This window comes from Flagellimonas eckloniae (genome assembly GCF_001413955.1).
In the GTDB taxonomy this organism is placed as follows: domain Bacteria; phylum Bacteroidota; class Bacteroidia; order Flavobacteriales; family Flavobacteriaceae; genus Flagellimonas; species Flagellimonas eckloniae.
Genome location: NZ_LCTZ01000002.1, coordinates 3,507,932 through 3,521,612, shown reverse-complemented (window position 1 = coordinate 3,521,612; position 13,681 = coordinate 3,507,932). Strand labels below are relative to the sequence as shown.

At 38.1% G+C, this 13,681-nt stretch carries 13 protein-coding genes; 9 read left to right on the top strand and 4 right to left on the bottom strand.

The genetic code is table 11. From position 1 onward, the window contains the following. The first annotated feature begins 8 nt into the window (after window positions 1–8). The 8 genes from miaB to AAY42_RS15170 all read left to right on the top strand — a co-directional run bounded on the left by miaB (window position 9) and on the right by AAY42_RS15170 (window position 9,221). Window positions 9–1,472, top strand: coding sequence for a tRNA (N6-isopentenyl adenosine(37)-C2)-methylthiotransferase MiaB (miaB, locus tag AAY42_RS15205; protein WP_245625628.1), 1,464 nt, complete (start codon window positions 9–11; stop codon window positions 1,470–1,472). Window positions 1,473–1,477: 5 nt separating this feature from the next. Continuing rightward, window positions 1,478–2,749 (top strand): sigma 54-interacting transcriptional regulator, encoded by a 1,272-nt coding sequence (locus AAY42_RS15200; RefSeq protein ID WP_055396746.1) that lies wholly within the window; start codon window positions 1,478–1,480, stop codon window positions 2,747–2,749. A 19-nt stretch (window positions 2,750–2,768) separates the two neighbouring features. After that, a complete protein-coding gene (locus tag AAY42_RS15195; RefSeq protein ID WP_055396744.1) occupies window positions 2,769–3,287 on the top strand; it encodes an LptE family protein in 519 nt (172 codons plus the stop codon). 5 nt (window positions 3,288–3,292) lie between these two features. Further along, entirely contained in the window at window positions 3,293–4,180 is an 888-nt protein-coding gene (locus tag AAY42_RS15190) for a hypothetical protein (RefSeq protein ID WP_055396742.1), read from the top strand. Window positions 4,181–4,190: 10 nt separating this feature from the next. Beyond that, the gene (gene secG, locus AAY42_RS15185) at window positions 4,191–4,559 is read left to right on the top strand and encodes a preprotein translocase subunit SecG (protein ID WP_055396740.1); all 369 of its coding nucleotides are present in this window, start codon (window positions 4,191–4,193) and stop codon (window positions 4,557–4,559) included. Between the two features lie 145 nt (window positions 4,560–4,704). Beyond that, on the top strand, window positions 4,705–4,983 hold the full coding sequence (locus AAY42_RS15180; protein ID WP_055396737.1) for a co-chaperone GroES: 279 nt from the start codon (window positions 4,705–4,707) through the stop codon (window positions 4,981–4,983). 20 nt (window positions 4,984–5,003) lie between these two features. Next, window positions 5,004–6,635 carry a chaperonin GroEL gene (groL, locus tag AAY42_RS15175; protein WP_055396735.1) on the top strand — a complete coding sequence of 544 codons (1,632 nt, stop codon included), beginning with the start codon at window positions 5,004–5,006 and terminating at the stop codon, window positions 6,633–6,635. Between the two features lie 210 nt (window positions 6,636–6,845). Continuing rightward, complete coding sequence (locus AAY42_RS15170) at window positions 6,846–9,221, top strand: hypothetical protein (protein ID WP_055396733.1); 2,376 nt, start codon at window positions 6,846–6,848, stop codon at window positions 9,219–9,221. On the opposite strand, the gene AAY42_RS15165 is transcribed toward AAY42_RS15170, so the two are convergent. From AAY42_RS15165 to AAY42_RS15150, 4 genes are all read right to left on the bottom strand, one after another. Beyond that, the gene (locus AAY42_RS15165) at window positions 9,213–9,941 is read right to left on the bottom strand and encodes a heavy-metal-associated domain-containing protein (protein WP_055396731.1); all 729 of its coding nucleotides are present in this window, start codon (window positions 9,939–9,941) and stop codon (window positions 9,213–9,215) included. The genes AAY42_RS15170 and AAY42_RS15165 overlap by 9 nt on opposite strands. A gap of 8 nt (window positions 9,942–9,949) precedes the next feature. Beyond that, window positions 9,950–10,306, bottom strand: a complete 357-nt coding sequence (locus tag AAY42_RS15160) for a heavy-metal-associated domain-containing protein (protein WP_055396729.1) — start codon at window positions 10,304–10,306, stop codon at window positions 9,950–9,952. A gap of 20 nt (window positions 10,307–10,326) precedes the next feature. After that, a complete protein-coding gene (locus AAY42_RS15155) occupies window positions 10,327–12,561 on the bottom strand; it encodes a TonB-dependent receptor (RefSeq protein ID WP_055397972.1) in 2,235 nt (744 codons plus the stop codon). A gap of 77 nt (window positions 12,562–12,638) precedes the next feature. Beyond that, entirely contained in the window at window positions 12,639–13,049 is a 411-nt protein-coding gene (locus tag AAY42_RS15150; protein WP_245625627.1) for an HYC_CC_PP family protein, read from the bottom strand. A 141-nt stretch (window positions 13,050–13,190) separates the two neighbouring features. Here AAY42_RS15150 and AAY42_RS15145 point away from each other — a divergent pair, with 141 nt between their 5' ends. After that, the gene (locus AAY42_RS15145) at window positions 13,191–13,643 is read left to right on the top strand and encodes a GAF domain-containing protein (protein WP_055396727.1); all 453 of its coding nucleotides are present in this window, start codon (window positions 13,191–13,193) and stop codon (window positions 13,641–13,643) included. The last annotated feature ends 38 nt before the right edge of the window (window positions 13,644–13,681 follow it).

The window sequence follows — 13,681 nt, the reverse complement described above, 5'->3', positions numbered from 1 at the left end:
GTAAAGAAATGATCAAAAGCGAAGGTATAGAGAAAATTATAGACGAAAGCCAACAGGGTACTACCTTGGCTTTGGAGAAAAACGATTCGAACGGCCGAAAGCTTTATATAGAAAGTTACGGTTGTCAAATGAATTTTTCAGATAGTGAGATTGTAGCATCAATTCTGGCCAAAGAGGGTTTTAATACCACTCAGAAACTTGAAGAAGCTGATTTAGTCTTGGTCAATACCTGCTCCATCAGAGAAAAGGCTGAACTAACGGTTAGAAAACGCTTGGAGAAATTCAATGCCGTTAAGAAAACCAATCCAGGGATGAAGGTCGGTGTACTAGGTTGCATGGCAGAACGCTTAAAGAGCAAATTTCTTGAAGAGGAAAAAATTGTGGATATGGTCGTTGGGCCAGATGCCTACAAAGACCTCCCTAACCTCATCCAAGAAATTGATGAAGGTAGAAATGCGGTAAACGTAATTCTTTCCAAAGATGAAACTTATGGTGATATTGCCCCGGTTAGACTAAATTCCAATGGAGTAAGTGCATTTGTATCCATCACAAGGGGATGCGACAATATGTGTACTTTTTGCGTGGTGCCTTTTACCAGAGGACGTGAACGTAGTCGCGATCCCCAATCCATATTAGAAGAAGTAAATGATCTTTGGGAAAAAGGATTTAAGGAAATTACCTTGTTGGGTCAAAACGTGGATAGCTATCTGTGGTATGGTGGTGGTTTAAAGAAAGACTTTGAAAAAGCTTCGGAAATACAAAAAGCAGCCTCGGTAAATTTTGCCAGATTGTTGGAATTGACCGCCAAGGCACAACCCAAAATGCGGATTCGGTTTTCTACTTCCAATCCACAGGATATGACCTTGGACGTTATTGAAGCTATGGCCAAGTATGAAAACATCTGCAATTACATTCATTTACCTGTCCAAAGTGGGAGCAATCGTATTTTAAAAGCGATGAATCGACTTCACACAAGAGAAGAGTATTTTGAATTGATCAATAATATCAAAAAAATCATCCCAGATTGTGCCATTAGTCAAGATATGATAACCGGATTCCCTACTGAAACCGAGGAAGATCATAAAGACACCTTGAGCTTAATGGAATATGTAAAGTACGATTTTGGATTTATGTTTGCTTACTCTGAACGCCCGGGAACAATGGCGGCGAGAAAATTGGAGGATGACATTCCCGAAGAAACCAAAAAGAGAAGGCTTACGGAAATTATAGATCTCCAACAGCAACATAGTTTGTACCGAACCCAACTACATTTGAATAAAACGCAGGAGGTTTTAATAGAAGGGCCTTCTAAAAAATCTGATGCGCATTGGAAAGGTAGAAATTCGCAAAATACCGTTGTAGTTTTTCCAAAGGAAAATTATAAAATAGGTGATTTTGTCAATGTAAAAATAAATGAATGTACCTCTGCAACCTTAATTGGTGAAGCCATTGGATATTCAAAGAACAACTAAGAAATATGGAAAACGTTCAATCCATAAAACAACGCTTTGAGCTTATAGGCAATGATATAAAACTGAATCGTTCCATAGAGAAAGCTATACAGGTTTCCCCAACTGATATTTCAGTTTTGGTAACCGGTGAAAGTGGTGTTGGTAAAGAAGCTATTCCAAAAATAATACATTCGCTATCCCATCGCAAACACGCAAAATATATTGCCGTAAACTGTGGAGCCATTCCTGAAGGCACTATTGACAGTGAGCTTTTTGGGCATGAAAAAGGCGCCTTTACAGGGGCTACGCAAACTAGAAATGGATATTTTGAGGTAGCCGACGGTGGAACCATTTTCTTGGACGAAGTTGGAGAATTGCCCCTTACCACCCAAGTAAGATTACTCCGGGTTTTGGAAAATGGAGAGTTTTTAAAAGTAGGATCCTCACAAGTACAAAAAACAGATGTCCGTATTGTGGCCGCTACCAACATCAACATGTTTGAGGCCATTAAAAAAGAAAAGTTTAGGGAAGACCTTTACTATAGATTGAGCACTGTGGAAATCTCCATTCCACCCTTACGTGAGCGTCAAGGAGATATTCATTTGCTTTTTAGAAAATTTGCTTCGGATTTTGGGCAGAAATATAAAATGCCCACAATTCGTTTGGAAGAACAAGCCGTACAATTGTTATTAAAATATAGATGGCCAGGAAATATCAGGCAGTTGCGAAACATTGCGGAACAAATCTCAGTTTTGGAAGAAAATAGGTCTATTTCCGCAATTACCTTGAACGGCTATTTGCCAAATTCCAGTAATACCAACCTGCCAGCGGTGGTAGACCAAGGCAAAAAAGAAAGTGATTTTAGTAATGAAAGGGAAATTCTTTACAAGGTTTTGTTTGATATGAAAGGAGATCTAAACGATCTTAAAAAACTTACCATGGAACTTTTGAAGAATAATGATTCTGAAAAAGTACAAGAAGAAAATGAGACACTGATACGTAAAATCTATGGGGAAAAGGAGGAAGAAATTCCGCAACAAAAAAGCAATATAGCAGAAGTCTTGCACTTACCGGAACCTGTTGTGGAAAGTACGACAACGATTACACAACCACAGGAAGACCGCTATCATTTTGCCGAAGAAATTGAAGAAGAAGAAACTTTATCTTTACAGGAAAAAGAAATTGAGTTGATTAAAAAATCCTTGGAACGCAATAGGGGGAAACGAAAAGCGGCAGCCTCAGAATTAGGGATTTCGGAACGAACTTTGTACAGAAAAATAAAACAATACGATTTATAGGAATTTAGCGAGAAAAGCAATGAAAAAATACTTTTTAAAAATAGGACTCTTTAGCTTTATTCTCAGTTTGTCTGGCTGCGGGGTGTATAACTTTTCTGGTGCAGATATCGGAACAGCCCAAAGCTTTCAGGTAAATTTCTTCCAGAATTACGCGGATCAAAGCCCAGGTTCCACAATTGTGCCCAGTTTAGATAGGGATTTCACCTTGGCGCTGCAAGATTTAATTAATAATTTGACAAGTCTATCGCTTACAGGAAGCAATGGAGACCTTTTATATGAAGGAGAGATTGTGGAATATAGAGTGACACCCATGACAGCTACGGCAGACCAGCTTACAGCACAAAACAGGCTTACAATGAGTGTTAATGTACGGTTTTACAATAAAACAAAAGAGGATGTAGATTTTGAACAACGTTTTTCTTTCTTTTTTGATTTTGATGCCACAGCCTCATTAACCTCTATTCAAAGTGCTGCACACGAAGAAATTTTTGATCGTATCACACAAGACATTTTTAATGCGTCATTAGGTAATTGGTAGCAACTATGAACGTATCGGATTTTATACATATTCTTCAAAAATCAAATACCATCCTCTCCCCAAAACAAACACGGGAACTGGAAGATATAATTGAAGAATACCCCTATTTTCAAGCAGCAAGGGCACTGCATTTAAAAGGGCTAAAGAATCTTGATAGCTACAAATACAATAATGCATTAAAAGTAACCGCGGCCCATACTGCGGATAGAGATGTATTGTTCGATTATATTACTTCACAAGAGTTTGTCCAAAACAATATAGCGGACACTCTTGCGGGAAGAGCTCCAAAACTTGAGGATAAAAAAGCTGTTTCCGAAGAAATCGAACCCAATTCAACTATTGAAACCATTTTAGTGGAATCTGAAGAAGTGGCGCTTCCCCAAAACATTCAGGATGCCGAACAGATATTGAATCCTGCCCTTTTCAAATCAAAAAAAACAGAAACGGACACAAAAACAGTGGTTCCCCAAGAGTCTACTCCAGAAACCGAATTGGATTTGGGTAAGCCAATTCCTTTCACTAAAAAAGAGAAGCATTCTTTTACAGAATGGCTGCAATTGGCATCAAAAAACACTTCTGGAGATTCTGAAAACGTTTTGACGGATGAGCTGGATAAAAAGAAAAAATTCGACTTGTTGGACAAGTTCATTGAAAATAAGCCCAAAATAGTACCCAATGAAGGATTAAAGTCAAAAGTCAATATAAAAGAGTCCACTAAAATGGACAAAAATGAACTGATGACAGAAACTTTGGCCAAAGTTTACCTGGAACAAAAAAAGTATAAAAAAGCCATTCAGGCCTTCAAAATATTGAGTTTGAAATATCCAGAAAAAAATGGTTTCTTTGCAGACCAAATTCGGGCGGTGAAGAAGCTTCAGAAGGAAAACGAATAAGATATAGAACATGAGTACGTTTGCAATTTTTTTAATATTAATTATAGTGGTGTGCCTTTTATTGGTTTTGGTCATTATGGTCCAAAATCCTAAAGGAGGCGGATTGTCATCCTCTTTTGGAGGAGGTGGAAATCAAGTTGTTGGTGGAGTAAAGAAAACAGGGGATTTTTTAGATAAAAGTACCTGGACCCTTGCCACTTTGTTGATTGTTTTGATACTGCTTTCCAATGTTTCCCTTAAAGGAAGTTACAGTCAAGCAGATTCTAAATTATTACAAGGCGACGATATTGAGACCACAGTTCCTGAAACGGTGCCGGAACAAGTTCCAGAGCAAGTTCCAGCTACTGACAATAGCAACCCAGCAGACACTATTAATTAATAGTAATGACAAAACAATTACAAAATGCCAGCTTGAATGACAAGCTGGCATTTTTGTTTTCTAATAATGTCAGTTTTTTTGTAATGGCATAATTTCTGTCCAAAGTTTCCAGAATTTTTAAAACAAACACCTAAAAATTAATAATATGGCTAAAGTTAACATCAAACCATTAGCGGACAGAGTTCTTATCGAACCTGTTGAGGCTGAGACAAAAACGGCTTCCGGTATCATAATTCCAGATACTGCAAAAGAAAAACCACAAAAAGGAAAAGTAGTAGCTGTAGGCCCAGGAACCAAAGATGAGGCAATCACCGTAAAAGTTGGTGATACCGTTCTTTACGGTAAGTATGCCGGCACAGAATTAAAATTGGATGGCTCTGACTATTTGATGATGCGTGAAAGTGACATTTTAGCAATTGTTTAATAAAAAATCAACTAAAGAAAATGGCAAAAGATATTAAGTTCGATATAGATGCGCGTGATGGCCTAAAAAAAGGTGTAGATGCCTTGGCCAATGCAGTAAAAGTAACCTTAGGTCCTAAGGGAAGGAATGTTATCATTAGTAAATCATTTGGTGCTCCGCAAGTAACCAAAGATGGTGTTACTGTTGCAAAAGAAATTGAATTGGAGAACGCCCTTGAAAACATGGGCGCCCAAATGGTAAAGGAAGTTGCTTCAAAAACCAACGATTTGGCTGGTGACGGAACAACAACTGCAACCGTTCTTGCTCAGGCAATCGTAAAAGAAGGTCTTAAAAATGTTGCGGCAGGTGCCAACCCAATGGATTTGAAAAGAGGTATTGACAAGGCTGTAGAGTCTATCGTTGAAAACCTTTCAAAGCAATCCAAAAAAGTTGGAGATTCTTCAGAAAAAATTAAGCAAGTAGCCGCTATTTCTGCAAACAACGATGGAACAATCGGTGATTTGATTGCTCAAGCTTTTGGAAAAGTTGGAAAAGAAGGCGTTATCACTGTAGAAGAAGCAAAAGGAACAGATACCTATGTTGATGTTGTAGAAGGAATGCAGTTTGACAGAGGTTACCTTTCTCCTTACTTCGTAACCGATTCTGAAAAAATGATCGCTGACTTGGACAATCCTTATATCCTATTGTTCGACAAGAAAATATCTTCAATGAAGGATTTGCTTCCTGTATTGGAGCCAGTTGCACAATCTGGAAAACCTTTATTGATCATTGCTGAAGATGTTGACGGTGAAGCTTTGGCTACTTTGGTGGTGAACAAATTAAGAGGTTCATTAAAAATTGCAGCGGTAAAAGCTCCAGGTTTTGGAGATAGAAGAAAAGCCATGTTGGAAGATATTGCTATTTTGACCAATGGTACCGTTATCTCAGAAGAAAGAGGATTCTCTTTAGAAACTGCAACAATAGATATGTTGGGTACAACGGAAAGAGTAACAATCGACAAAGACAATACTACAATTGTTAATGGTGGGGGTGTTGCTAAAAATATTAAAGCTCGTGTTAACCAAATTAAAGCACAGATAGAAACAACTACTTCAGATTACGACAAAGAAAAACTACAAGAGCGTTTAGCCAAATTGGCTGGAGGTGTTGCGGTGCTTTATGTCGGTGCTGCCTCTGAGGTTGAAATGAAAGAAAAGAAAGACCGTGTTGATGATGCATTACATGCTACAAGAGCTGCTGTTGAAGAAGGTATTGTTGCAGGTGGTGGTGTTGCATTGGTAAGAGCAAAATCTGTTCTTTCTAAAGTTGATGCTCTTAATGCAGACGAAGAAACTGGATTACAAATCGTTGCCAGAGCTATTGAAGCTCCACTACGCACCATAGTTGAAAACGCAGGTGGCGAAGGTTCGGTTGTTGTTGCCAAAGTTATGGAAGGTAAAGGAGATTTTGGTTTTGATGCCAAATCCGATAAATATGTTGAAATGATGAAGGCAGGTATCATAGATCCAACTAAAGTAACTCGTGTTGCTTTGGAAAATGCCGCTTCCGTTTCTGGAATGATTTTAACCACAGAATGTGCGTTAACAGACATTAAAGAAGATGCTCCAGCCATGCCTCCAATGGGTGGTGGAGGAATGCCAGGTATGATGTAGTCTCCCTTGGAGAACCAACAAATATTAAAAAGCCGCTCTTAAGTTAAGAGCGGCTTTTTTATTGAACAATTTAAAAAGTAGTATAACCATCATCTTTTAAAATACATAATACACTTGTCATCAGTATTTTATTTATTATGTTAAAATCGTTATAATATTATCAGATTTAAAAGAGCAAATTTGGTTTTTTCGTATCTTAAAGAAAACAAAATGAAGTCTTTTAACCGTCTTATATTATCCACATTATGTCTTTTAGGCCTCTTTTCCAGTTTCGGTCAAGAAGCCAATAAAAAGCAACTCCCAAAAGATTATAAAAACTATTTCAGTCATTTTAGGGAAGCAATCCATCTACATCTTAACAAAACCACTTATTTTGTTGGAGAAGAAATCTGGTGGACAGCTTACGCCTATAACAAAAAAACCAACTCTCCATCTTTGGAAACTGCCAATCTATATTGCGGTCTATATGACAAAAATGGAAAACAAATAAGAAAAGAGCTTTTTCTACTAAAAGATGGTGTTGGACAGGGTAATTTCAAGGTAGATTCAACCTTAAGTTCAGGAATCTATTTTATAAAAGCAGGCACAAAATGGATGAAGAATTTTGATGAGGACCTTCCCTTTTTCCAAAGTATTACCATTATTAACAAACCGCTTTCACCCAGGTCAATAACCTCGTCGAATCATGATCTTCAAATACTTCCGGAAGGAGGTCATATTATATCCAATGTAGAGAACATGATAGGGATTCGGCTTATTGATGAAAATGGCAGAGGAGTACCGGTCAAAGGAGATATTCTAAATGGACAAGGTAACGTAGTGACATCCTTCTATACTAACGAATATGGTGTTGGTAAGTTTAAATTAGATGCCAACCCCAATGAATCATATAAAGTAAAAATAACGCTCGATAACAAAAAAACAATAGAGAAGCTTATTCCCAAATCAAAGGAAAAAGGAATAGCGATGGCCATTAATAATATTTTGGAGGATAAACTGGTCATCTCTATAAGGACAAACAATGAAACCTTGAAGGACATCTTGAATAACCCATTCCATATTGCAGTCCATCGTGATGGTATTATGACATTGAATTCCTTCAATCTAGACAGTGTCTCAAGGACCATAAAAATTGATAAAAAGAAATTATTGCCAGGCATGAATATCATTACTCTTTTCGACAGTGAACTAATCCCTATCTCTGAACGCCTCACTTTCAATTATAAAAATGCCAACATAGCTTCTGCCAGTGTAAAGCCGTATCCGGGAACAAGCAATGATTCCGTTTCCATTAAAGTCAACACTTTTTCAAAAAAAAACACATCAATGTCCTTAAGTGTGTCCGTACTTCCAAAGTCAACAGTTGTAAATAATACTGACACCAATATTGTGTCCAACTTTCTTTTGACACCATATTTACAGTTGCCCATAGAAAACTCATCTAGGTATTTTTCAAAAATCAATCGAACCAAAGAATATGAACTAGATCTTATTCTATTGACACAGGGCTGGAGTAGATATAAATGGGATTCCATTTTTAATAAAACTCCAGAAATCAAGTATCCATTTGAGTTTGGCATAAGCGCTATTGGGCGGATAGACACTAAAATGAGAAACGGGGAAGCACTTGCCTTAATCCAAAATAGCATAAACTCCATGTTTTTCTTGGAACTAAAAGATTCTATAAATTTCACCCTAACAAATCTACTTTTGGAAAATGGGGACAAGATGAAGTTTTCAATAAAAAAGAAAAGTGGTGGATTAAGAAGACCAAAATTAAATATCGATTTTCAAGGTCTAGATTATAAAAGTGATTCTATTCCTTTATTTCTTATTACAAATCACCTTCATGCACGAACTACAATTGAGCAGTGGAAAGTTACTGAAGGTATTAATCTAATCAAACCCAAAGACCTTATCAAACTGGATGAAGTTATCCTGACAGAAGAAAAAATCGAAAACAAACTAACTAGAAAATCACCTTTAATAGATTCATCATTCAGAGGAGTCAAGATTGATGAGAAGGAATTAAGAAGGAGCCCGCTGCTTACAGATTTGATTGCTCGAAATGGGTTCAGAGTAATTGTTAATCCTAGGGGGCGCGGAGAGGTTTTAATCACCAATATAAAACCTTTTGTCCTAGGGCCTGTCAGAATTTACGAGAATGATATCCCTGTTCTAGATTCTACCCAATTACTCAATATTCCTTTAAACCAGATTGACGAAGTCTATTTTGAAACAGATGGAATGGCCGCAGATATTAATGCTTCTGGGGGTGCAATCCGCATTTACAGAAAAGAAGGCACTTCGCTAAAACTAAGTTCATCCCGTTTTGCAGAAAAATTGGTCAAGAATAGCTTTACCAAACCCAAAGAGTTCTACAGACCGAAATATACATCTTCCATAGATCAGAATTTTACTGACTTTGGCATTGTGCATTGGGAACCTCAACTATTAACAAACAAAAAAGGGGAAGCCACATTAACAATACCAGATGACAAACTACCAGCAATCACTTTGTTCATAGAAGGCATTGGAGAAGATGGCTCGCTCCTCTCCCATACACAGGAAATATCTTTAAACTAACCCGCTTTCTATTAACATCCAAAACGCCATGACCAACATAATGGCATTTTCAATAAAGGTCGCCTCGGTCATAGGTAACTTTAGAGCAGTTCCAAGACATGCGCACCTTATGTTCTTTTTATCGAGCAGAGTTTTGGTTACACCAATTGTGGTGACTCCTAAAATAACTACGGTTAATATCAAGGCTGCCGTTACTTGAACTCGCATTAAGAATAGTAGGCCTAATCCCAATTCCAGAAAGGGGTATATCCAACCATACATAGGAATTGCCTTTGCCAAAGGGTCGTACATTCTAAAACTCTCAGGGAAACCTTTTAAGTCCAAAAACTTAAAAAAGCTAAAAACAATATAGAAAAGCCCCATAAAGTCCAACATCGCTTCCGCTGTATTCCAATTTTTATAGTTCAATAAAATTGATGCAGCGAATAGATAAGCAAAAATCAAAAACAATGGGCGCAATTGCGCCCATTTGGATTTTTCTCCCATCATTTCCCCCACAGTGGATACAACCTCACTTTGGCTTTCTTGAATTCCATATTTATTGGGTAACACAGCACTAAACTCTTCTAATGAAATGTGTCGCTCCATCGTAATGTTAGCGGTAGAAGTTTCTAAATCCACACTAACATCCGTGACACCATCTAATCCCGAAAGTTTTTCCTGCACAGATGCCACGCACCCTTCACAGGTCATTCCAGTAACAGTATATGTATGCTTCATTTCCTTATTTAATGCTTTTCGCTATCGTCAGTATTGTCTTCGCGGTATTTGCAACACGGATGAATGTCATCATAGGCTTCTTGGGTAGCCTTCAACTCCTTGGTATCATGTCCCGCGGCAACTAAGGCTGTCTTAATTTTCATGGGATCTGTCTTTCTTTCATCAACCACTAACGACAATTGGTGTGAAGGAATATCCCAAAGTGCGTATTTAACTCCGGGAACACCCAATGCAGCTTTTTCAATACGCATTTTACACATTTCACATTTGCCGTCTACCTCAAATGCCATTTTTTTGTTCTTTTCTTGTGCAAAACCAATGGTTGAAACCAGTAAGCAAATTGCTATTAAAACGCTATTTTTCATCTTTTTCTATTTTTAATTTATTAGGATTTAAATCGAAACCCTGCATATACCATCCGTCCAAAAATTGGGGCATATACAATGGTAGTGTCAAAGTTTGTTCCAAAAGGGTCATTTGATCCTAAAACCGGATTATCTTGTCTAAAATCAGTCAAATTCTCCCCACCCACATAGACTTCAAACTTCTTGGAAAAGACTTTCGTTACTTGTGCATTCATTAAACTATAACCTTCAGCAAAATCTCCTAATTGAAAATTAACAGGATTTGAAGAAGTGTTGGGCAATCGCTGCTCCCCAAGGGCATGTAAGGTGTAATCAAAGCGCCATTGCGACCCATTTTCAGTTGGTGTTGTGTTGTAACCAACGTTTGCAAAATACCTGTGTCTGGCTTGCAGGGGTTTCTGCAAAAGCCCAGTTTGATAGTCCGTTTTCACATCATAGAATTTATAGGCCGTCCGCAATTCTACATTGGGCAGTACTTCATGATTCAATTCAGCCTGTAAACTGTTTGCATAACTTTTTCCATCTAAATTGGAGAAAACCACCTGATCTGGATTTTCCCAATCTACCACAATTTGATTATCGAAATCAGTTCGGTAGAAATCAACGGAAAAATTTCCAGGTCTTTCAAATAATGAAAATCCCTGAATAAAGCTGATACCATAATTTACCGCTTTTTCAGGGTCGAAACCATAAATCTCTCCTCCATTGCCCTGCAGCTGAAGGGTTCTTGAGGATGCAAACAGACGTTGGTTCTCCGCAAAAATATTGGCTGCTCTTCTTCCAATACCAAAAGACCCTCGTAAGCTTCCTTTTTCCCAAGGTGTGTAACGGATATGAAATCTTGGCGTAAAAAATGTCCCCAATCGATTATGCGTATCCAGTCGAAGACCTGCAGTAAAACTCAACTTTTCCAAATTGGTATAGCTGTATTCAAAAAACGCTCCGGCGGATGTGTCAGTTCGATTAAACTCTTGGCTGTTTACCAATTCATTGTATCCATCGTATGCGAAGGTCAAACCTGTTTTGAACTTGCTTTTGGTATTTCCAATAATGGAGTTGAAAATTAGATTGGTATAAATGCTCTCATGGTCAATATTATAAATATTGAAACCATAATACGAATCTTGTTTATGGCTGCTGTATGACGTCTGAAAACCAAAACTTTGATAGGGTAGTTCCGGAAAAACATACCCTAATTTCACAGAACCATCAAACCGCTGTGTATCAATTTCACTACCCCAAGCGTTTGTGGTGAATCTGTCCGTATCCGGTTTAAAATCGGTTTGACCAATCTGCTTTTCATCGTTCAAATAGCGTAGATTGAAAAAGCTTACCCATCCTTTTTCTGCATTTTGATATTGCCAACGACTCATAATATTAATCTGATTGGCTAAAGGATTGTCCAAAAACCCATCATCATTATTGTCCACTTCAACATCTCTCCGGTTACCGTGCAAATACAATCCCGTGCTCCATTTGTCCGACAGCTTTGTGTTGAGATGGGTATTCAGTTCCAGCCTACCATTCAGGTTCGCATATCCGTTCACAAAGACCGGAGTATCAGTCAATGGCTTTTGCAATTCGGTATTGATCTGCCCTGAAATACTTTCATAGCCATTTACCACGCTTCCAGCTCCTTTGGTAATTTGAATGCTTTCCACCCATGTTCCAGGTGTAAAGGTCAAACCATAGGTTTGCGAAGCCCCGCGTACCATTGGGATATTCTCTTGGGTAATCAACAAATAAGGACTGGTAAGCCCTAGCATCTGAATTTGTTTAGTACCCGTAAGAGCATCATTAAAATTAACGTCAATCGCCGGGTTGGTTTCAAAACTTTCCGACAGGTTACAGCATGCAGCCTTCAAAAGTTCCGCGCTATTTACGGTAACCACATTTTGGGTAGAGAAAAAGGTCTTTTGTACGGCATCACGTTCTTTTTCTACCACAACTTCATCCAATTGATTGGAAGGCACCAGCCAATGATGCACCATTTTGGGTTCGTTGATGGTCAATGTATCTGTCTTGAACCCCACAAAACTTATCACAAGCTTGTTGTAATCTTTGGAATACGGGATACTAAAGGTTCCATTTTCTTTGGTAATCGTCCCTATTTGGGAATTTAACCAGTACACATTGGCTCCAGCTAGTCCAATATGTTTGTTTTCTGCATTGGCCTCCATAACCATCCCTTCAATTTTATCTTGAGCGGTCAGTAGCATGGGAAGCCAAAAAAATATAATTAAAATCTGTTTCATTGTATGTATTGTAATTTTTGAAATAACAATCTGTTCCCGAATCACGCGAAACGGGTAAATCATCAAAATTCAATACATCAAATCAAGAAGACTTGGTCCAGCACATGAATGTCCCTGACCAAAATGGGAGGTGGATATTTTTCGTGGGGAACAGGTAGTTCCTCAACGGGCACAAACAAATCAAGATAAGAATGGGTAAAGACCACCAAAAAGGTTTGGTGCTCCAAATCCAAATCGTACCAAGAAAGCTTTAAATCATCTTGCCCTTTCAACGTGAAAGATTCATCATCACAGCAGTGGTTTTCACCAGCATCCGTCCCCATGGCCTTCATAGCCTCTTCCATGCCACAGTCATCGGCATGGGCAAAGAACGAAACATCCATTACTCTTCCCATACACAAATGCTTATCTACCGTCCACGAAGCCGTAGATAGTAACACCATAAGTGCCAAGAAGATAGAACCGATATTGCGAAAAATCTCTTTCACGCTACAAAATTACAATTTATTTGTATTTGTCTTAATTTCAAGATGATTCCTTAACGAAATTTTAGGCTATAGATGTTGTAATTTTTCCTTTTTTGCATAGACTAAAAAGTCCTTTTCAAATACATTTGCAAAAACAATTCAATGCTCGCATCTCTAAAACCAAAGGTAACCACCATTCTATCTAATAACGTGGAAAGTGTCGAAAATCGTCTAACCGAGCTTTGCAAACTGCTTAGCGATTCTGTGGAATATTATGATTGGGTCGGTTTTTATTTTAAAAATGGGGATAAAGAGGAGCTGAAATTAGGACCTTATGTTGGCGAGCCCACCGACCACACGATTATTCCCTTTGGGAAAGGTATCTGCGGACAGGTCGCCCTAAGCAATGAAAACTTTGTTGTACCTGATGTTGCCGCCCAGGATAATTACATAGCCTGCAGTATTACCGTGAAGTCTGAAATCGTGGTTCCCCTATTTAAAAATGGCGAGAACATCGGTCAAATTGATATTGATTCCAACACCCCGGACCCATTTACAGAAGAAGACGAACGTTTTTTGGAATTTGTAAACCAAGAAGTATCACAAATTCTTTAAAACTAGTGCCATATTGTTGATAACCCAACTCATTTTTT